At 68.5% G+C, this 19,876-nt stretch carries 18 protein-coding genes; 5 read left to right on the top strand and 13 right to left on the bottom strand.

Annotation, left to right across the window (positions count from 1 at the left end; translation table 11 throughout):
* Positions 1-18 precede the first annotated feature (18 nt).
* The gene (locus V5F74_RS08500) at positions 19-1,071 is read right to left on the bottom strand and encodes a LacI family DNA-binding transcriptional regulator (protein ID WP_394007355.1); all 1,053 of its coding nucleotides are present in this window, start codon (positions 1,069-1,071) and stop codon (positions 19-21) included.
* 119 nt (positions 1,072-1,190) lie between these two features.
* On the opposite strand from V5F74_RS08500, the gene V5F74_RS08495 reads away from it, so the two are divergent.
* From V5F74_RS08495 to V5F74_RS08485, 3 genes are all read left to right on the top strand, one after another.
* A complete protein-coding gene (locus tag V5F74_RS08495; protein WP_394007353.1) occupies positions 1,191-2,516 on the top strand; it encodes an FAD-dependent oxidoreductase in 1,326 nt (441 codons plus the stop codon).
* 17 nt (positions 2,517-2,533) lie between these two features.
* Positions 2,534-4,228 (top strand): dihydroxy-acid dehydratase, encoded by a 1,695-nt coding sequence (gene ilvD / locus V5F74_RS08490; RefSeq protein ID WP_394007351.1) that lies wholly within the window; start codon positions 2,534-2,536, stop codon positions 4,226-4,228.
* 74 nt (positions 4,229-4,302) lie between these two features.
* Positions 4,303-5,556, top strand: a complete 1,254-nt coding sequence (locus tag V5F74_RS08485; RefSeq protein ID WP_394007349.1) for an ABC transporter substrate-binding protein — start codon at positions 4,303-4,305, stop codon at positions 5,554-5,556.
* A gap of 78 nt (positions 5,557-5,634) precedes the next feature.
* Here V5F74_RS08485 and V5F74_RS08480 read toward each other — a convergent pair whose 3' ends face one another.
* On the bottom strand, positions 5,635-6,129 hold the full coding sequence (locus V5F74_RS08480; RefSeq protein WP_029555640.1) for a DUF2165 family protein: 495 nt from the start codon (positions 6,127-6,129) through the stop codon (positions 5,635-5,637).
* A gap of 187 nt (positions 6,130-6,316) precedes the next feature.
* Here V5F74_RS08480 and V5F74_RS08475 point away from each other — a divergent pair, with 187 nt between their 5' ends.
* Entirely contained in the window at positions 6,317-8,032 is a 1,716-nt protein-coding gene (locus V5F74_RS08475; RefSeq protein WP_394007347.1) for a SulP family inorganic anion transporter, read from the top strand.
* An 85-nt stretch (positions 8,033-8,117) separates the two neighbouring features.
* Here V5F74_RS08475 and V5F74_RS08470 read toward each other — a convergent pair whose 3' ends face one another.
* The 10 genes from V5F74_RS08470 to V5F74_RS08425 form a co-directional block, all read right to left on the bottom strand.
* Positions 8,118-8,846 carry an ABC transporter ATP-binding protein gene (locus tag V5F74_RS08470; RefSeq protein WP_394007345.1) on the bottom strand — a complete coding sequence of 243 codons (729 nt, stop codon included), beginning with the start codon at positions 8,844-8,846 and terminating at the stop codon, positions 8,118-8,120.
* Positions 8,839-9,609 carry an ABC transporter ATP-binding protein gene (locus tag V5F74_RS08465; RefSeq protein ID WP_394007344.1) on the bottom strand — a complete coding sequence of 257 codons (771 nt, stop codon included), beginning with the start codon at positions 9,607-9,609 and terminating at the stop codon, positions 8,839-8,841. Before V5F74_RS08465 ends, V5F74_RS08470 begins: the two co-directional genes overlap by 8 nt.
* Positions 9,609-10,490, bottom strand: coding sequence for a branched-chain amino acid ABC transporter permease (locus V5F74_RS08460; RefSeq protein WP_394007342.1), 882 nt, complete (start codon positions 10,488-10,490; stop codon positions 9,609-9,611). The genes V5F74_RS08465 and V5F74_RS08460 overlap by 1 nt, the downstream gene beginning before the upstream one ends.
* Positions 10,487-11,371 carry a branched-chain amino acid ABC transporter permease gene (locus tag V5F74_RS08455; RefSeq protein ID WP_374250096.1) on the bottom strand — a complete coding sequence of 295 codons (885 nt, stop codon included), beginning with the start codon at positions 11,369-11,371 and terminating at the stop codon, positions 10,487-10,489. The genes V5F74_RS08460 and V5F74_RS08455 overlap by 4 nt, the downstream gene beginning before the upstream one ends.
* Before the next feature lie 195 nt (positions 11,372-11,566).
* Positions 11,567-12,694 (bottom strand): ABC transporter substrate-binding protein, encoded by a 1,128-nt coding sequence (locus V5F74_RS08450; protein WP_250167267.1) that lies wholly within the window; start codon positions 12,692-12,694, stop codon positions 11,567-11,569.
* A gap of 2 nt (positions 12,695-12,696) precedes the next feature.
* Positions 12,697-13,452, bottom strand: a complete 756-nt coding sequence (locus tag V5F74_RS08445) for a pyrimidine 5'-nucleotidase (RefSeq protein ID WP_394007340.1) — start codon at positions 13,450-13,452, stop codon at positions 12,697-12,699.
* A 37-nt stretch (positions 13,453-13,489) separates the two neighbouring features.
* Positions 13,490-14,362: a carboxylating nicotinate-nucleotide diphosphorylase gene (gene nadC / locus V5F74_RS08440; RefSeq protein WP_197022931.1), complete on the bottom strand. Its 873-nt coding sequence runs from the start codon at positions 14,360-14,362 to the stop codon at positions 13,490-13,492.
* A gap of 114 nt (positions 14,363-14,476) precedes the next feature.
* Positions 14,477-15,733 carry an amidohydrolase family protein gene (locus tag V5F74_RS08435; protein WP_024280732.1) on the bottom strand — a complete coding sequence of 419 codons (1,257 nt, stop codon included), beginning with the start codon at positions 15,731-15,733 and terminating at the stop codon, positions 14,477-14,479.
* A 119-nt stretch (positions 15,734-15,852) separates the two neighbouring features.
* A complete protein-coding gene (locus tag V5F74_RS08430; protein ID WP_394007338.1) occupies positions 15,853-17,310 on the bottom strand; it encodes an aldehyde dehydrogenase family protein in 1,458 nt (485 codons plus the stop codon).
* A complete protein-coding gene (locus tag V5F74_RS08425; RefSeq protein ID WP_051678799.1) occupies positions 17,307-18,056 on the bottom strand; it encodes an orotidine 5'-phosphate decarboxylase / HUMPS family protein in 750 nt (249 codons plus the stop codon). Before V5F74_RS08425 ends, V5F74_RS08430 begins: the two co-directional genes overlap by 4 nt.
* 293 nt (positions 18,057-18,349) lie before the next feature.
* Here V5F74_RS08425 and V5F74_RS08420 point away from each other — a divergent pair, with 293 nt between their 5' ends.
* Positions 18,350-18,844 carry a hypothetical protein gene (locus V5F74_RS08420; protein WP_029555629.1) on the top strand — a complete coding sequence of 165 codons (495 nt, stop codon included), beginning with the start codon at positions 18,350-18,352 and terminating at the stop codon, positions 18,842-18,844.
* A 63-nt stretch (positions 18,845-18,907) separates the two neighbouring features.
* Here V5F74_RS08420 and V5F74_RS08415 read toward each other — a convergent pair whose 3' ends face one another.
* Positions 18,908-19,867 (bottom strand): CobW family GTP-binding protein, encoded by a 960-nt coding sequence (locus V5F74_RS08415; RefSeq protein WP_051678798.1) that lies wholly within the window; start codon positions 19,865-19,867, stop codon positions 18,908-18,910.
* Positions 19,868-19,876: the final 9 nt, after the last annotated feature.

The raw sequence follows: 19,876 nt of genomic DNA, 5'->3' as shown, positions 1-19,876 counted from the left end.
GGGATCAGGACGCCCTGGCTAAGAGGCTTGAGTCTCGGCCGGGCGGCTGCTCCCCGTGCTCTCGCGCAGCACGATCCGGTACCCCATCTCGCAGGTGCCGCCCTGCGCGGCGGTGCCGGCGATGCGGCCGATCAGCATCTCGGCGGCTTTCTGCCCCATCTCGTAGCGCGGGATGTCCACGGTCGAGAGCGACGGGTTGAGGTGGCTGGAGAAATCCAGTCCGCCGAAGCCGGCGACCGCGATGTCGCCGGGCACGGCGAGGCCCATCCGCTGGAACGCCAGCAGCGCGCCGGCCGCAAGCACGTCGTTGAGGCACAGCAGGGCGTCGGGGCGGGGATGCAGCGCTGCGACCCGCTCGGCGACGACGCGGCCGGACTCCATGCTGGTGAGATCGTCCGCATTGAGGATGAGCGGCGCGCCGAGCCCGGCCTCGGCGATGCCGGCCTCGTAGCCCTTGGCGCGCATCTGGGCGCGGCGGTCGCGGGTGGCGGTGCCGACGAAGGCGATGCGGCGGAAGCCCTGCGCCACCAGCGCCTCGGTCATGGCCTTCATGGCATCGAAATTGGAGAGGCCCACGAGGCTGTCGATGGGCGTGGGCGTGCTGTCCCACGTCTCCACCACGGGCACGCCGGATTTTTCCAGCAGCGCCCGCGTGGCGCGGGTGTGGGAGACGCCGACGATGACGAAGCCGTCCGGCCGGCGCCGCAGCAGCGCCTCGATGACCTTTTCCTCCTCCGCCGGGGAATAGTTGGTCTCCGCCATGATCATCTGCACCGCGTGGGTGCGGGCCACGTCCGAGACCCCCTTCACGCTGTCGGTGAAGATGGAGGACGCCACCGTCGGCAGGATCAGCGCGATGATGCCGCTGCGCTGGGAGGCGAGGGAGGAGGCGACAAGATTGTAGATGTAGCCGGTCTCGCGGATCGCCGCTTCCACCTTGGCCTTGAGGTCGGCGTTCACCAGCGTCGGCTGGCGCAACACGCGCGAGACCGTCATGGCGGAGACGCCCGCCACCCGCGCCACATCCTCCATGGTGACGCCCGCCGCCCGTCCCCCCCTTTTCTGCCGCATCGCCGATTCCGTCACCACTGGCCCCGGCTCACCATATGGCCTGCCGGCCGCTTGACAATAGAGACTGGTTAGCGCTAACAAATGATAGCGCTAACAATTAAAAACAAGGATGGGTGAAAATGCCCGACGTCAGGCCCGCGGAGGTTCTGGAGACGGACGTGCTGGTGGTCGGCGGCGGCGCGGCGGGCCTTGCCTGCGCGGTCGCGGCAGCGCGGCAGGGGCGGCGTGTCATCCTGCTGGAGCGCTACGGCTTCAGCGGCGGCGCCGCGGTGGCTGGCCTCTCCGGCACCATCTGCGGCCTCTATGCCGCCTCCGACCGCCGCAACGCCGAGCCGGAGCAGGTGGTGCACGGCTTCGTGGACGAGTTCATCGCGGCCATGGAAACGCGCGGCGGGCTCACCGGCCCGGTCCAGTACGGCAAGACCTACGTGCGGGTCCACGATCCTTTGGTCTGGCGCGAGGCGAGCGACGCGCTGCTCGGCGCCGAGGGCAAGATTCGCGTGCTCTACCACGTCACCGTCACCGGCGTTCTCGCCGAGGGCGACCATGTGCGGGGCGTCACCGCCTTCACCAAGCAGGGGCCGCTCGAGGTGCGCGCGAAGATCACCGTGGACGCCTCGGGCGACGCAGACGTGGCGGCCATGGCGGGCCGCGCCCTCACCAAGGGCCGCGACGGCGCCATCCAGAACCCCACCATGATCTTCCGCATCCTCGGCGTGGACATGGCGCGCTTCCTCGCCGCGCACGGGCCGGATTCCATCCTCGACGAGCGGGTCATGACGCTCATCCAGGAGCTGAACGCCTCCGGCGCCTACCGCCTGCCGCGCGCCAAGATCTTCCTCTTCCCCACGCCCCGCCCCGGCGAGCTGATCTGCAACGCCACCCGCATCGTGGGTGCCGATGGGCGCGAGCTGGACGCCACCCGCATGGCCGACCTCAGCGAGGCGGAGATCGAGGGGCGCAAGCAGGTGCGCGAATACGCCCGCTTCATCCGCGACCATATCACTGGCTGCGAGGCCTCCTTCGTCAACGACACCGGCGTGCAGGTGGGCATCCGCCAGACCTGGCAGATCGTCGGCCGCGACCTCCTGAAGAACGAGGATGTCACCTCCGCCCGCAAGCGCGCGGACGGTATCTGCCGCTCGCCCTGGCCCATCGAGCTGCATTCCGGCGAGAAGCCGAAGCTGCACTGGATTCTCGACGACTACTACGAGATCCCCCTCGGCTGCTTCCTGCCCGCCACCGGCTCGGGACTCGTGATGGCCGGGCGCTGCCTCTCGGCCGAACACGAGGCCATGGCGTCGGCCCGCGTCACTGCCCAGTGCTTCGGCTACGGGCAGGCCATGGGCCTCGTCGCCGACCAGCTCTGCGATGATCCGGCGGCGCTGCCGTCCGGCTCCGACATCCGCGCCGCGCTGAACGCGCTCGGCGCCCAGCTCAACTGACGAGACAGGGACGTTTCATGTCCGACGCCGAACAGAAGAAGCCCACGCTGCGCAGCAATTTCGAGCCCGGCACCACCCGTTGGGCCGTGCGCCGCGCCCAGTGGCTCGCCATGGGCTACAGCGAGGAAGACCTGCTGAAGCCGAAGATCGCCATCGTCAACAGCTCCAGCAAGCTGTCGGTCTGCTACGCGCATCTCGACGATGTCTGCCGCGTGGTGGAGCAGGCGATCCGCGACGCCGGCGGCCTGCCGTTCGAGATCCGCACCGTGGCGCCGTCCGATTTCGTCACCAGCGCGGGCCGTCAGGCACGCTATCTGATGCCGAGCCGCGACCTGCTGGTGAACGACATCGAGGTACAGGTGGAAGGCGCGGAGCTGGACGGCATGGTGCTGCTCGCCTCCTGCGACAAGACCACCCCCGGCCAACTCATGGCCGCGGCGCGGCTCAACGTGCCCTCCGTGGTGCTGCCCTGCGGCTACCAGCTCGGCGGCCATTGCGCGGGCAAGGAAGTGGACATCGAGGAGGTCTACAAGAGCGTCGGCTCGCTGAAGGCGGGGTCCATCTCGCTGGCCGATCTCAAGGCGATGACCTGCACCGCCATCACCGGGCCGGGTGTGTGCGCGGGCCTCGCCACCGCCAACACCATGCATGTGCTCTCCGAGGCCCTCGGCATGGCCCTGCCGCGCAGCGCGCCCATCCGCGCCGGCTCGCAGGCGCTGATGGAGAATGCCGCCCGCGCTGGTGCGGCCATTGTGGATCTCATCCTCAAGGACATCCGGCCCCGGCAGATTCTTACCCCCGCCGCCTTCCGCAATGCTCTGCGTGTGGCGGTGGCCACGGGATGCTCGGTGAATTGCGTGCGCCACCTCGCGGCCACCGCCTCGGAAGCCGAGATGGACATCGACATCGTGGCCGAACTGGAGGCGCTGAACGACACGCCCCAGATCACCACCGTGCGGCCCAACGGCCCCCATCGCATCGAGGATCTCGACAAGGCCGGCGGCTGCCGGGGCGTGATGCGCGAGCTCTCCGACGTGCTCGACCTCTCGGTGATGACCGTCACCGGCAAGACGCTGGGCGAGAACCTCGCCGACGTGCCGGAGCCCGACCGCACCTTCATCCGCCCGCTGGCGGACCCCTTCCGGCACGAGCCGGGCCTGACCATCCTGCGCGGCAGCCTCGCGCCGGACGGGGCGGTGGTGAAGGTTTCCGCCGTGCCCGCCGAAGTGCGCACCTTCTCCGGCAAGGCGCGAGTGTTCGAGGACGAGGCGGTCGCCATCAAGGCGCTGGAGACCCACTCCATCAAGCCCGGCGACGTGGTGGTGCTGCGCGGCCTCGGGCCGAAGGGCGGACCGGGCACCGTGTTCGCCGCGAGCTTCATGGCGGCGCTGATCGGGGCCGGCTTGGGAGCCGGCGTTGCGGTGGTGACGGACGGCGAGCTCTCCGGCCTCAATAGCGGCATCACCATCGGCCAAGTGATGCCCGAGGCGGCGGAAGGCGGGCCTTTGGGCCTTGTCGCCGAGGGCGACGTCATCTCCATCGATATCGGCGCCCGCCGCGTCGATCTCGACGTTTCCGAGAGCGAGCTGGCCGCCCGCCGCGCCATGTGGCGCGCGCCGGACCACAGCCAGATCCGCGGCTGGCTCGGCCAGTATGCGGCCATGGTGCAGCCGCTCTCCAAGGGTGCCGTGCTGAAGCCCATGCGGCCTTGAGGGCCGACGACAAACAAGGCGGCCCTGAACGAAGACGACAACAAGAACGAACAGACAGGATCGGGAGGTTTGAAATGCCCAAGAAGACTGAAAGGTCCGGGACGACTGCAAGGTCCGGGACGCTGAGGGCCGCTCTGGCCTCCACCGCGCTCGCAGCCCTCGTCTGCGCGGCCTTTGCCGGCGGCGCGAGTGCCGAGAGCGTGAAGGTGGGCGTGCTCAACGACCAGGCCGGCGTGCAGGCGGACTTCGCCGGCGCCGGATCTGTGGTGGCGGCGAAGATGGCCATCGCAGATTTCGGCGGCAAGGTCGCCGGAATGCCCATCGAGCTGGTCGCCGCCGATCACCAGAACAAGGCCGATATCGGCGTCAACGTCACCCGCCAGTGGTTCGACACGGACGGCGTGGACGCGGTGCTGGACGTGCCGAATTCAGCCGTGGCGCTGGGCGTCAGCGGCATCGCCAGGCAGAAGAACAAGGTGGCGATCATCTCCGGTGGCGGCACCTCCGACCTCACCGGCAAGGATTGCTCGCCGAACACTGTCCACTGGACCTACGACACCTGGGCGCAGGCCAATACGGTGGGCACGGCCGTGACCAAGGCCGGCGGCAACACCTGGTACTTCATCTCGGTGGACTATGCCTTCGGCCATGCGCTGGAGCGCGACGCGGGCGAGGCCATCAAGGCGGCCGGCGGCAAGATCCTCGGCACCGTGCGGCACCCACTCGGCACATCAGATCTCTCCTCCTTCCTGCTCCAGGGCCAGGCCTCCGGCGCCAAGGTGATCGGCCTCGGCAGCGCCGGGGCGGATACCATCAACGCGGTGAAGCAGGCGTCCGAGTTCGGCATCGTCAAGGCCGGGCAGAAGCTCGTCGCCATGCTCATGGTGTTGAACGACATCAGCGCGCTGGGGCTGGAGACGGCGCAGGGCCTGTTCCTGTCGGAAGCCTTCTACTGGGACCTCAACGACCAGACCCGCTCCTTCGCCAAGCGCTTCGCCGAGGCCAATGGCGGGCGCTATCCCAACATGGTCCATGCCGGCGTCTATGCCGGGCTGCTGCATTATCTGAAGGCGGTGGAGAAGGTGGGCAGCGCCAAGGACGGGGCCAAGGTGGTGGAGGCCATGAAGGCCATTCCCACGGATGACCCCCTGTTCGGCAAGGGCGCGGTGCGTCCGGACGGCCGCGCGATCCACGACATGTACCTGTTCGAGGTGAAGAGCCCGGCGGAATCCAAGGGGCCCTACGACTTCTACAAGCTCATCGCCACCGTTCCCGCCGACAAGGCCTTCCGCCCCATCGCGGCCGGCAACTGCCCGCTGGTGAAGTAAGACCAAGCCCGCGCGGCGCCTGAGCGAGGCCCGCTTAGCATCGGCCGCAGGCCGATGCCGACGGCATGCCGCGCGTCGTCAGCGCTCCTCCTCCTGCTCCGGCAGGAGGAGGATGATAAGCACGGCGGAGATCCAGCCGATGAAGGCGAAGGCGGTGGATTGTCCGTTCCATGTCTTCGATTGCCACATGGCGAACCATTCGCCGCCGATGACAACGAAGCCGGCCCCGTAGAGCAGGAGGCCCAGCGTGAGGCCGAGCACGGCCGTCGTCCGCGCGCGGCGGAAGCCGGGTGTGCGGAGCGCAGCCAGCATCCGCACGACGCCGGTCCACAGCACAAGGGCGATGGCGGCCTGCGTGGCGATGATCACCACATAAGCGGCGGTCTGGAGCCGTTCGTCGGTGATCGCCCGCCACCGCAGCGTGGAATCCGGGAAGATCGTATCCATCGCCAGCACGTGCTGGACGAAGGCCCAGTTCGTCCCGTAGTCCGTGATGTTGCCGAAGGCGACCAGCGAGAAGAAGACGGCGATCGTCGCCACGAGGGCGATCTTGCACAGCCGGATCAGAACCATCGTTCCTGCCCCCGCCTGGCCGCGTTGATGCGGCACCCGCGGCGATTCTAGAAGCGGCAGCCCGTGATGCAAGGCACGCCGCGCAGCAGGGCGACGCCGGGTTTTGACGGACTTTCCGGGCCATCCCTGCCTGTGGCATGGTCCCGCCAGCCCGGCGGAGTTCATGCCGGCGGACGGAGATTGACCGGTGGCAGCGGACGGTGCGTCCTCCCAAGAAGCCCCACGGACGCTGCTGGCGAGTTTCGCCGGATATCGGCCGAGCTGGATCAAGACGGACGTTGCGGCAGGACTCGCCATCGCGGCGGTGGGCTTGCCGAGCGCCATCGCCTATCCCGCGATCGCAGGCCTGCCGCCGCAGACCGGGCTCTATGCCTCCATCGCGCCGCTGATCGCCTATGCGGTGTTCGGCCCGTCCCGGCAACTGGTGGTGGGGCCGGATGCGGCGACCATCACCGTGCTCGCGGCCGTGCTCGCCGGCATGCCGGACCTTGCGGCCGTGGACAAGCCGGGGGTGGCCGCCCTCATCGCCCTCGTGGTGGGCGGCTATTATTTCGCGGCGCGGCTGGTGGGGCTCGGGGTGCTCTCCACCTTCCTGTCGCGGCCGATTCTGGTGGGCTTCTTCGCTGGTATCTCGCTGTCCATCCTCGTCGGGCAGCTCAAGCGCGTCACAGGCATACCCATCGTCGGGGACGGGCTGATCGCGCCGGTCATCGAGCTGTTGCGCAAGGCCCATGAAGTGCACTGGCCTTCGCTGCTGCTGGCGCTCGGCATGTTCGCCGTGCTCCATCTCGTGCGCCGCGCGCGTCTTCCCGTGCCGGGGCAGGTGGTGGTGGTGGTGCTGTCGGTGGCGCTCTCCGCTCTGTTCGATTTCGCGGGGCACGGTATCGCCGTGGTGGGGGCGATCCCCTCCAGCCTCCCGGCGCTGGCGCTGCCGGCCGGGGGCGGCGCGGCGATCGACCAGTTGCTGATCGGCGCGGCGGCGATCTTCCTCGTCAGCTTCGCGGCGGGCATTGTCACGGCGCGCAGCTTCGGCGAGCGCGGAGGCTATCCGGTGGATGCCAACCGCGAGATGGTGGGCTTCGGCGCCGCCAACATCGCGGCCGGCCTGTTCGCCGCCTTCCCCATCACCGCCTCGGATTCCCGCACGGCGGTGAATGCCAGCGTCGGCGGACGCTCGCAGCTGGCCAGCGTGGTGGCGGCGCTGGCGCTGCTCGCCATCGTGCTGTTCCTGCAGCCGGCGCTCGCCATCCTGCCCATTCCGGCGCTGGGCGCGATCCTGATCTCGGCAGCCCTGAGTCTCGTGGATTTGCCGGCCCTGCGCCAGTTATGGCGCATCAGCCGCATGGAGTTCGCCTTCGCCATGATCGCGCTGTTCGCGCCCATCAGCCTGGGTGTGCTGAACGGCGTGCTGATCGCCATCGGTGCGACCTTCGCCTACCTCCTGCACAAGATGATGTATCCGCGCGACGCGCTGCTCGGGCGGGTGCCGGGCCACGAGGGCTTCTACAAGCTGCACCGGCGGGCCGATGCGCGGCAGGTGCCGGGGCTCGCCATCGTGCTCATCCAGGGCGACCTTCTGTTCTTCAACGCCGACCGCATGCAGGGCCGCATCGACGCCATCGCCGACACCCTGGTCGACGGCACCCGCTGGCTGGTGCTGGACGCCAGCGCCATCACCCAGGTGGACTCCACCGCCGCCGCGGCGCTGGAAGAGGTGCGGGCGGAGCTGGAGCGGCGCGGCCTCAAGTTCGGCATCGCCGAGATGCACGACGAGGTGCGCACCCTCCTCGACCGCGCGGGGCTTCTGGATGCCATCGGCCCGGACATGATCTTCGACGACCTCGACGACGCCTATCGCGCCTTCGAGGCGAGCGGGGAGGCCCCAAGCCCGCGCGGCGCTTGAGCGAAGGCAAAACGAAGAAAGCCCGCGCGGCGCCTGAGCGAAGGCAACGAAGAAAGCCTGCGCGGCGCCTGAGCGAAGGCTGCGATCAGGCCTGAGCCGTCTCCGCCGCACGCATCCCGAGATAGGCGGCGATCACGCGCGGGTCACGGGCCAGCGCGTCGGCGGTGTCGGCGAACAGGATGCGGCCGTGCTCCATCACATAGCCGTAGCTGGCGACGGAAAGTGCCTTGCGGGCGTTCTGCTCCACGAGGAGCACGGTGGTGCCCTTGGCGTTGATGTCGGCGATGGTGGCGAAGATGTCGTTCACCACATGGGGCGCGAGGCCCATGGAGGGCTCGTCCAGCAACAGCAGCTTCGGCCGCGCCATCAACGCCCGGCCCATGGCCAGCATCTGCTGCTCGCCGCCGGAGAGGGAGCCGGCATACTGGAAGCGCCGCTCCTTGAGGCGGGGAAAGCGGGTGTAGATGAGATCCATGTCGTCGGCGATGGCGGGGTCGCCGCCGCGCACATAGGCGCCGACCTTGAGATTGTCCTCCACCGACATGGAGGCCACCACCCGCCGCCCCTCCGGCACCAGAGAGACGCCGGCGCGGACGATCTTGTCGGCGGGGCGAGCGGTCATGTCCCGCCCCTCGATGCGCACGGTGCCGGAGAAGGCGCGCACGAGGCCGCAGATGGTGAGCAGCGTCGTCGTCTTGCCCGCGCCGTTGGCGCCGATGAGGCAGACGCAGGCGCCGGCGGGGACGGTGATGTCGATGTCCTCGACGGCCGCGACGGACCCGTAGCCGGAGGTGACCTTGACGAGATCAAGCATCCTCGGTCCCCAGATAGGCCTCGATCACGCTCGGCATGCGGCGCACCTCCTCCGGCGTGCCGGCGGCGATCTCGCGGCCGAAATTGAGCACCACGATATGGTCGCTCACCCGAGCCACGAACTCGATGTCGTGCTCGATGAGGAGCACGGTGATGCCCATGTCCCGTATGGCGAGCACGAGGTCGGCGAGCGCCCGCTTCTCCGCGAAGTTCATGCCCGCCGCCGGCTCGTCCAGCAGCAGGAGGCGTGGCTTCGTGGCGAGGGCGCGGGCGATCTCCACGCGCCGCCGGTCGCCGTAGGAGAGGCCGCCCACGGCCACGTCCCTGAGAGGGGCGATGCCCACAAGATCGAGCAGCGCCTCGCAGCGCGCCTTTTCGCGCGTCTCGCTGCTCTTCACCGCCGGCAGTCCGAAGAGCACGTCGAGGAGGCTCGCCGACTGGTGGCGGTGGGCGCCCAGGAGCACATTGGCGAGGGTCGTCTCGCTCGCCAGCAGGCGGATGTTCTGGAAGGTGCGGGCCACCCCCAGCGCCGCCACCTTGTGCGGGGCGAGGCGGGCGATGTCCACGCCGTCGAGGCGGATATGGCCGGCGTCCGTGGGATAGAGGCCGGTGATCATGTTCATGGTGGTGGTCTTGCCGGAGCCATTCGGGCCGATGAGGGCCGTCACCTGTCCGGCGGTGGCGGTCAGCGACACGCTGTCCACCGCCACCACGCCCTGGAAGCGCTTGGCCACCTGCCAGAGTTCGAGCTGCGCCGCCGCCATCATTCGGCTCCCTGGGTGGAGGGCCGGCGGGCCGCTGCCTTGCGCGGCCGCCAGCGCAGCAGCGACATGGCCCCGCCGGGCAGGAACAGCACCACCGCGAGAATGAGCAGGCCCATCAGGATCTCGCGCCACTGGCTGGAGAAGCGCAGCAGCTCCGGCAGCAGCGTGGTGAAGATGGCGCCCACCAGCGGCCCCAGAAGCGCGTTCACGCCGCCGAGGATGGGGTAGGCGAGCGCATCCACGCTCCTGAGCAGGCCGAAGTCCGAGGGACCGACGAAGAAGTTGAGATGTGCCGCAAGGCCGCCCACGCCGCCGCTGACGAAGCCGGAGGCGACGAACAACGAAAGGCGCTGGCCGAACACGTTGAGGCCCATCGCCTCGCTCATCACGTCATCCTGCCGGATGGCGAGAATGGAGCGGCCGAAATAGGAGCGGCGCAAGGCGAAGACGAAGTAGAGCGCGATGAGAACCAGCAGCACCAGCTGCCATGTCTCGGTGTAGCGCGGGATGCCGTAGATGCCGATGGCGCCGCCGGTGACGGCATCCCAGTTCAGCGCGATCACCCGCACCACCTCGGTGAAGGCGAAGGTGGCGAGCATGAAATAGTCGCCCCGTAGCCGCAGCACCGGCGCGCCGATGATGAGCGCGACCGCCGCCGCCAAGAGCCCGCCCGCCACCACCGCCACGGCGAAGGGCGCGCCGAGCTGCATGGTGAGATAGACGCTGCAATAGGCGCCCACCGCCATGAAGCCGCCGGTGCCCAAGGTGAACATGTTGGCCGCCAGCGCCAGCCACACCCCGTAGGCGAGCAGGGTGTTGAGCAGGCACAAGTTTACGAGGTTGCCGTAGCTGGCGAGAAAGGCATCGAGGGCAGCCATCATGCGCGGCGCTCCTCGAAGCCGGAGAACAGGCCCGTGGGCTTCACCAGGAGGATCAGGAAGATGAGCCCGAAGCCGATGGCATCGCGGAAGGCGGAGGAGACATAGGCGACGGAGAACACCTCGACCAACCCCAGCAGGAAGCCGCCGGCCACTGCGCCGGGAATGTTGCCGAGGCCGCCGAGGATCATCACGGTGAGGCCCTTCACCAGCATGTGCTCGCCCATGAAGGGGGAGACCACGTTGAAGAGGAGGCCCAGCAGCACGCCGGCCGCGCCAGCGAGCGCCCCGGCGATGAAGAAGGTGATGAGGATGGTGCGCCCCACCTCCACGCCGACGATGCGTGCGACGTCCTCGGAGAAGGCGACCGTGCGGATGGCGCGGCCTACCGAGGTCTTCTGCAGGGTGAAGCCGAGGATGCCCATCAGGATCACCGCCGTGATCACCACGATGACCTGAAGCAGTTGCACGCGGACGCCGCCGATCTCCCACACGATGGCCGTGAAGGGATTAGGCGGATAGCCGTGCACGGCGGTACCGAACACCTCCTGCGCGATGCCCACCAGCAGGCGGGCCAGCGCAAGGCTGGCGACGAGGCCCATCCATTTGTGCCCGCCGCGCAGCCGGAGCACGCGGAACACCAGAAGCTCGGACGCCATGCCGAGCACGCCGCCGCCCACCAGCGCCACGACGAGCGCCAGCGGCAACGGCAGGCCGAGGAGGGCGATTTCCAGCCCCAGATAGGCGCCCACCATGAAGAAGGCGCCCTGCGCCAGATTCACGATGTTCAGCACGCCGAAAATCAGCGTGCAGCCGATGGCGAAGACGGCATAGATCGAGCCGAGCGAAAGCCCGTTCACGACCTGCTGCAAAAACGTGGTCATGCACTGATCCCCCGGACGTGCCCGCGGATCATGCCAGAGGCCCGTGAGTTTGGCTCATGGGCTTTTGTCTGGCCCGCGCGGCGCCCGGTTCAGGCTTGTGCCGGAACCGGTCTATGCATCGTGCAGCGGCAGATATCCGCGCGGCACGGCGCGCCAATCCATCTGGCTCCGGCCAAGACCGGAGCCAGTGGAGGATCACTGGGCGAGCTGGAACTTGCCGTCCTTCAGCTCCAGCACCTTGGCGACCAGCACCGGCTCGCGGTCCTTGTCGAAGGAGAAGGGGCCGAGCACGGTCTCAAGGTCCTTGGTGTCGGCGATGGCGGCGCGCAGCTTCGCCGGATCGGACACGCCGCCCGCGCGCTTCACTGCATCGGCGAAGATGGTGACGGCGGCATGGGCCTGCGCGGCGAAGGTGTCGGGGGCGTTGCCGTACTTGGCCTTGTAGGCCTCGACGAACGCCTTGTTGGCGGGCGTGTCGAAGTCGATGAACCAGCCCGAGCCCACGAGGAAGCCCTGCGCGGCGGGGCCGGCGAGGTCGTTGAGCTTGGTGGAGATGGCCGCGTTGGCGCCGAGGAAGACGGTGGACTGCGGAATGCCGAGCTGCCGCGCCTGCCGCACGATGTTGGCGGTTTCTTCCGCGAGGCCGCCGACCACGATGATGTCGGGGTTCGCCGCCTTGATCTTGGTGAGCTGGGCGGAATAGTCCACGTCGCCCTTCTGGAAGGTCTCGGTGGCCACCACCTTGATGCCGGCCTTGTCGAGGGCCGCCTTGTGCACGCCGTAGGCGGCCTTCATCAGCACGTCGTCGATGCCGTAGATCTGCGCCGCCGTCTTGGGCTGGTAGCGCTTGACCGCATAGGCGAGCACGCCGGGGAACACCGCCGCCTCGGGGGCGCTGGTGCGGAAGATGTATTCGCCGATGGCCGGCACGCCGGGCGCGGTGTTGGACGAGGCGATCACCGGCACCTTGGCGGCGTTGGCGATGGGGTCGGCGGCGAAGGCCGAGGTGGTCAGGGTCGGCCCGAAGATGACCGTCACCTTGTCCTGATTGATGAGCCGCTGGAAGATGTTGACGGTCTGGCCGCGATCGCCGGCGTCGTCCTGGTGGACGGGCACCAGCTTGAGGTCGCCGAGCTTGCCGGAGGCGTTGATCTCGGCGGCGGCCAGCTCCGCGCCGTTCTTCTGCATGGTGCCGTAGAGCGCGGCCGAGCCACCCGAGGTGGACTGCACGATGCCGAGCTTCACATCCGCCGCGAGGGCAGGCGCGGCGGCGAGCGAGATGGCGGTGGCGGCGATGAGTAGGCGCGTGAGACGGGCGTGCATCATCATGGCTCCTGAGGAAGGTCGGTCGTTGATGAGCCCTTATTTTGCGGGCCCTTATGGAGGCTTTGTGCGGCCTTTGGCGTTGGTCTCAGGGGCGTGCGCGGCTCGATCTGGGCGAGCACGGGCGCGAGCGCCAGGGAATGGAAATGCACGTGCGCGGCGTCCGGTGTCTCGGGGAGGCCGTGGTCGCCGATCAGCACTGTCTGCATGCCGAGCGCGTGGGGCACGGCGAGGTTCACCGCGCGGTCGTCGAACATGATGGCCCGCTCGGGCGCGACGCCGTGGCGGGCGAGCATGGTGTCATAGGCGGCGCGTTCGGGCTTGCCCACGTAATCGCAGGCGGCGATGTCGCACACGCCCTCGAACAGGTCGGCGATGCCGAGCCGCTCCAGCACCCGCTCGGCATGGGCGCGCGAGCCGTTGGTGAATACGAGGCGGCGGCCGGGCAGGGAGGCGAGCGCCGCGCGCAATTCGCTGCTTTCGTCCAGCACCGAGAGGTCGATCTCGTGGACGAAGGCGAGGAAATCCTGCGGCTTCACCGCATGGTGGCGCTGGAGGCCGACGAGCGACGTGCCGTAGGTTTCATAGTAATGCGCGTGCAGCGCCGCCGCCTCTTCCGGCGTGGAACCGGTGAGCTGCTGGATGAACAGCCAGACGCGGGCGAGCATCTGGCCGTGCAGGCCGGCGGAGCGCGGGTACAAGGTATCGTCGAGGTCGAAGACGAAGGTCTCCGTTCCCGGCCTCAGACGAAAGGGCAAATCCCCTTGCAAGTCCCCGCGCATCGTCCGCCTGTGCTCAGTTCGAGAGCTGCTTGAGGCGGTCGATGGTCCGCTGAGCGCTCGGCTTGATGTCCCGCACATCGAGGCTGATGTCGAGGGCCTTTACCGTGTGGGTGAGGTCGCCGATGGAGATCACGTCCACCCCCAGCTCCGCGATGGGTACGATGGTGGTCTCGTTGATGCCGCCGGACGCCTCGGTCATGGCACGGCCCTTGGTCAGCTTCAGGCCCTCGCGCATCTCGTCGAGGTCCATGTTGTCGAACATGATGATCTCGACGCCGGCGTCCAGCGCCTCCTGCACCATCTCCAGGCTCTCGCACTCCACCTCGAACTTGAAGGTGTGCTGCGCGCTCGCACGCAGGATCTTCACCGCCTCGGTGATGGAGCCGGCGATCTTGATGTGATTGTCCTTCACCAGCACGCAGTTGGCGAGGTTGAAGATGTGGTTGTGGGCGCCGCCCACGCGCACGGCATATTTCTGCACCATGCGCAGGCCCGGCCAGCCCTTGCGGGTGTCGGTGATGCGCACGCCGGTGTGCTTCACCAGCTCGGCGTAGCGGCGCGTCTTGGTGGCGATGCCGCTCATCTGCTGGAGCCAGTCGAGGGCCGAGCGCTCGATGACGAAGAAGGTGGAGGCGCGGGCCTGCACCCGCATCAGCACGGTGCCGGGCTCTACCGCGGCGCCGTCCTCCACCAGCCATTCGATGCGCGCATCGGGCTCGATGGAGCGGATGGTCTCGTCAGCGAACAGCATGCCGCAGACGATCCCGTTCGCCTTAGCGTAGATATTGGCCGTCTGCACCGGATCGTCGCCGACGAGAAAGCCTCCGGTTGTATCGCCGGAGCTTAACTCCTCGCGCAGGCCCAGCTCCACGAGAGGCCGGATCATAAAGCGGTTCAACTTCATTACGCGGCTCCTGGGGCGTTCCCCGCCCGGCTCTGTGATGCTGCCTAGCAGCTGTTCTCTACTATATCAATTGACAAAATCATTTATCGACAGCGCTCAGCCGTCCAGGCGGTTGGTGAAGGCCTTTCCGCCCTTCATCACCAGGTGCAGGCGGTCGCGCTGCTCCAAGATGCGGATGTCGGCGAGCGGATCGCCGTCCAGCACCAGCACGTCGGCCATGCAGCCGGCCCGGAGCGCACCGAGGTTCGGCTGCTCGATGCATTCCGCTGCCTTGGTGGTGGAGGCCACGATCACCTCCATGGGCGACATGCCGAGCCAGTCCACCATGAAGGCCAGTTCGGCCATGTTCTCGCCCACCAGCAGGCGGTGCGACTGGTCGGTGCCCATGGCCACCTTCACGCCGCGCTTCACCGCCTCCTTCCAGAGGGGGATCTGCGTCTGCATGAGGGAATAGATCTGCGCGTCCTTCACGTCCTCCTGGCCCAATTGGTGGCTGGCCCAGGCGGTGTTTTTGCGGCGATGCTCGATGGAGAGCGGCACCAGCGCCAGCGTCGGCACCCACCAGATGCCGCCCGCGATCATACGGTCCACGCTCTCCTCGTCCATGAACCAGCCGTGTTCCAGCGAGTGGATGCCGGCCTTCACCGCGTTCTTGATGCCGGCGAGGCCCTCGGCGTGGACGGCCACGCGCTTGCCCTTGGCGGCGGCCTCGGAGACGGCGGTGGAGATTTCCTCGATGGTGAATTGCGGCTCGTCCCAGCTGTCGGTCACCGAGGTGATGCCGCCGGTGGCGCAGATCTTGATGAAGTCGGCGCCACGCATGAGCAGCTCGCGCACCAGGCGGCGGATCTCCTCCACCCCGTCCGCCACCGTGTGGGGCAGCCAGGCGCGCTTCTGGATGCGCATGCCGGCGGGGAGCCAGTAGTCGCCATGGCCGCCGGTCTGCGAGACCATGCCCAGCGAGATGAACAGGCGCGGCCCGTCGATGATGCCTTCCTCGATGGCCTGTCGGAAGCCGGCGTCGGCGCCGCCCATGTCGCGGGCGGTGGTGATACCGCAGGCGATGGTCTCGCGGAACACCTCGATGGACTTCAGCACGTTGTAGGTGGGCGTGTTGAGCAGATGCTGGCGCATGTCGCGGGCGCGGTAGGTGCCGTGGACATGGGTATCGATGAAGCCGGGCAGCACGGTGCGCCCCGCCGCGTCGAGCTTCTGGGCGCCTGCCGGCACGCTCACCCGGCTCTCGGGACCGGCGGCGACGATGCGCCCTTCCTCGATCACCACGACCGCGTTCGGCACCGGGTCCGCCCCCGTGCCGTCGATCATGGTTCCGCCGACGATTGCGATGGCCATACGCGCCTTGCCTTTCGCTCTGTTCAAAAAGTTAGCAACGCCATTTGTTGAGCCTTGAGAGCCAGCCGCCGACACAACGATGGGTCCAGACGGCCAGTGGTGGCTCCTTGCTTGTCCCGTTACGTGAGGTCCACCGTCACGTTCTTGATCTCGCAATAGAAATCGAGCGCCTGAAGGCCAAGCTCGCGGCCGATGCCGGAGCGCTTGTAGCCGCCGAACGGCGCGAACACGCTGGTCTTCGAGGCGCTGGGCAGGCCGTTTACCGCCACCATGCCGGTGCGCATGGCCCGCGCCACCCGGAGCGCGCGGCCGATGTCGCGGCACCAGACCGAGCCATTGAGACCATACTCGCTGTCATTGGCCAGCGCGATGGCCTCGGCCTCGCTGTCGAACGGCGTGAGGGAGCAGACCGGGCCGAAGATCTCCCGGCTGAAGGCCGGATTGTCCGGCCCGACGCCGGAGAGGATGGTGGCGGGATAGAAGAAGCCGTCGCCCTCGGGCATCACCCCGCCGGTCACGAGGTCCGCGCCCGCCTCGCGCGCCTGCGCCACCGTGCGGTCCACCGCATCCCGGTGCGAGGCGGAGATGAGCGGGCCGAGACTGGTCGCGGGGTCCAGCGCCATGCCGGTTTTCAGCCGGGCCGCCGCGGCAGCGAAGGCACGGGCGAAGGGCTCCAACGCGCTGCGCTCCACCAGAAGGCGCGAGCGGGCGGAGCAGGACTGGCCGGCATTGCCGAAGCCGGAGCCGACCGCGCTCGCCGCCGCCTTCTCCATGTCCGCATCGGCAAAGATCAGGGCGGCATTCTTGCCGCCCAGTTCCAGCGCCACGCGCTTGATGGAGGCCGAGGCCAGCCGCATCACTTCCGACCCAACAATGGTGGAGCCGGTGAAGGAAATGCCGTCGATGCGTGGATCTTCTGCCAGCCGCCGCCCCACGTCCGCGCCGCCGGGCAGCACGGAGAGGAAGCCGTCGGGCACACCCGCCTCGCGGCATACCTCGGCGAGCAAAAGGGCGCTGAGCGGCGTGAGCGGCGCGGGCTTGAGGATTGCGGCGCAGCCGGAAGCGAGCGCGGGGGCAAGCTTCCAGGAGGCGCCGAGCAGCGGGAAGTTCCACGGCACGATCTGCGCCACCACCCCGAGAGGTTCGCGCAGGGTGAAATCGAGGAGATCTTTGCCGAGGGGGATGGTGTCGCCGAACACCTTGTCCATGGCGCCGGCATAATAAGTGAAGACGCGGATCGCCCCTTCCACCTCCCGCAGGGCGCCGGAGATGGGCTTGCCGGCGTTCACCGCCTCGATCTGTGCGAACTGGTCCTGCCGGGCCTTGATCCCGGCGGCGATGCGGTGGAGCACCGCGCCGCGGTCCACCGGCGGCAGATGGGGCCAGTCGCAGGCATCGAAGGCACGGCGTGCCGTGCGGATGGCCGCCTCCACCTCCACCGGCCCGGCCAGCGCGACCTCGGCGAGGGGCGTGCCCGTCCAGGGATCGACCAGCGCCTCGACGCCGCCGCCCATGGCAGGCACGAAGCGCCCGCCGACGAAGGGCTCGCGGTGGAGGGCCGGCAGCAGGGCGTTCATGGTGCCGTCGCCTCCAGCGCCTGCATCTTCTCATAGAGGGCGGTGGCGGCGGCGGCCGGGTCCTTCGCATCGGTGATGAGGCGGCCGACGATGGCGAAGCGGCGCGGGCAGGCCTCGGCGGCGGCGAACGCGCCTTCGATGGTGCCGCCCAGCGAGCCGAAGCCGGTGAGGAACACCAGCGGGTTCTTCACGTTCGCCGCGATCCAGCGCGACCAGCGCGTGACCTTCGCGGCATCGTGCGCCGGCAGCACGAAATGATCGGCGCCGCCCTGGACCGAGCGCTCCAGGATGAGGTCCAGCGCATTGTCGAGAAGGTAGCCGCCACCGGAGACGCCGTAATCGGCGACCGGGATCTCACCGCCCACCACCGGTGCGATGCCGGCCTTCAGCGCTTCGCCGACGAAGCCGTCCACGGCGGTCGGGCCGGCGACGGGGAAGAGGATGAGCCCATCCACCTCGGCCTCGGCGCACAGGGCAGTGAACTTCTTCGCCATGTCCGGCATGTCCGGGCCGGCCTTCTGGTGGTCGTAGAGAATGGGCAGATCGGTGAGGTCACGCACGCGCCGCATGGATTCTTTCAGGCCATGGCGCAGCACGCTGGTGAGGCCGAGCTTGTAGCCGGCAACGCCGGGGACGCCGCTCGTCGCCTTCACCACCGCATCGAACTTCTCCTGCGTCTCGATGTCGAGGGCGGGGACGATGCCCACGGTGCCGGAAAAGGTCTTCGCCGAAAAAGTGCTGGCCATCACGGTCTCGCTCGTTTCCATCTGTCGCTGAACGCTAGGGCCGGTGAGGGGGCCACGGTAGCGCCGGCTCGTGGCGGGCTCATGGGGCCAGTCTGGAGCATGGGGCCAGTGGCGGCGGTCCGCGCGGTCGCCCGCGTTCCGCCGGCGTCGCGCCCGCCTTCGGCCACGCTTGGTTCAGCTTGCATTCACTCGATGTTTCATACACATGGCCCTGCTGGAGCTTGACCGGGGGGCAAGCCGGCAGGGCGCGACGCCCACATGCACCCCTCATCTCCGACCCAAGAGGGCCGCCCATGAAGACGGGTATTCTCGCCGCGCTCGCCGTCGCCGCCACGCTCGCCACCACCGGCGGAGCGCTGGCACAGGTCAAGCCCTATGGAGCGGGCTTCGATGGCTGGACCTTCACCGCCACCACGGAGAAATCCGGCATCATCAATTGCCGCGCCGTCCGAAAAGTCGGCAACCGCGACGACCTCATCGCGCGGCGCACCGATGGCCACGTCTACATGAGCGTCAAGGCCGAGGGCCGCAAGGGCGACTTCAAGGGCACCATCATCAACGTCCCCGGCAAGCCGCGCGGCATGCTGGAATGGACGGTGCCGGGCGGCGCCGATGGCAACCGCATGTGGTTCATCATGCCATTCGTCGCCATCGACCATATCGTGGCCGCCGGCGCCTACCAGTTCTCGCTGCCGGATTCCGAGGATATGGGCACGGTCAATCTTGGCAAGAGCGCCCAGCAGGCTTGGGCGCGCGTGAACCAGTGCGTCCAGGCCAACGGCGGGTGAGCGATGCCATCGGCCTCGGTCTTCGATCGAGGCCGATCGGGCCAGTCCCAGGCGCCTCGGGTATCAGTCCGGGCGTGCCATTCCGGCGAGCAGGGTCAGCGCGTCGGCGAGGTCCTGCTCCTCGATGCCGCGGGCGATGAGCACCATGCGGTTCTCGCCGCCCGCCGCGTTGGCGAGCAGGCCGGGGGAGTAGACCAGTCCCTGCACCCCATGCAGGACCACCGGCTGCGGCACCTCTTCCAGATGCAGGATGCCCTTGAGGCGCAGCAAGGCGGCGCCGAACAGGTCGCTCACCCGGTCGAGCCAGGCATCGACCTGGTCCTGGGTGAGACGTCCGGGAAAGGCGAGGGAGGCGGTGGTCACCGCATGGCCGACGCCGGTCGCCGAGAAGCGGCGGCTGAGGGGGCGCGGCGTCTCGCGCGGGTCGATCCACAGCAGCGTGCCATCGCGCGCCGATGCCGGCAGCACATGGCATTCCGCCAGCGGATTGAGCATCGCCACCTCGCGCTCGGCCGCGGCGAGCTGGTCCGCGGTCGCAAGGTCCGCCTTGCTGATGAGGATGCGGTCGGCGAGGGCCACCTGCGTCATCCCCTCGGGATGGTGGGCGAGGGTGGTGGCGAAGTTTGCGGCGTCCACGACAGTGGTCACGCCGGCGATGGAGAAATGCCGGTTGAACAGCGGATCGGCGATCAGCGCATGGAGCACCGGCGCGGGATCGGCGAGGCCGCTCGTTTCCACCACCACACGGCGGAAGGCGAAGTCGTCCATGGCGCGGCGGCGCAGCAGGCCGTTGAGCGTGGCGTTCAGCGAGCCTTTCATGCGGCAGCAGATGCAGCCGCCTTCCAGCAGCATCACCTCGTCGCTGCCGGTCTCGATGAGCGCATGATCGATGCCCGCGTCCCCCGCCTCGTTGATGACGACGGCAGTGTCGCGGAAGGCCGGGCGCTTCAGCAGATCGTTGAGCAGGGTCGTCTTGCCCGCGCCGAGAAAGCCGGTGACGAGGACGACCGGAATGTCGCTCATGCGCGGGGC

This window comes from Xanthobacter aminoxidans, assembly GCF_043193615.1.
Classification (GTDB): Bacteria; Pseudomonadota; Alphaproteobacteria; order Rhizobiales; family Xanthobacteraceae; genus Xanthobacter; species Xanthobacter aminoxidans.
Note: the sequence above shows the minus strand (reverse complement) of the source record. Positions and strands in the feature narration are given on the sequence as shown.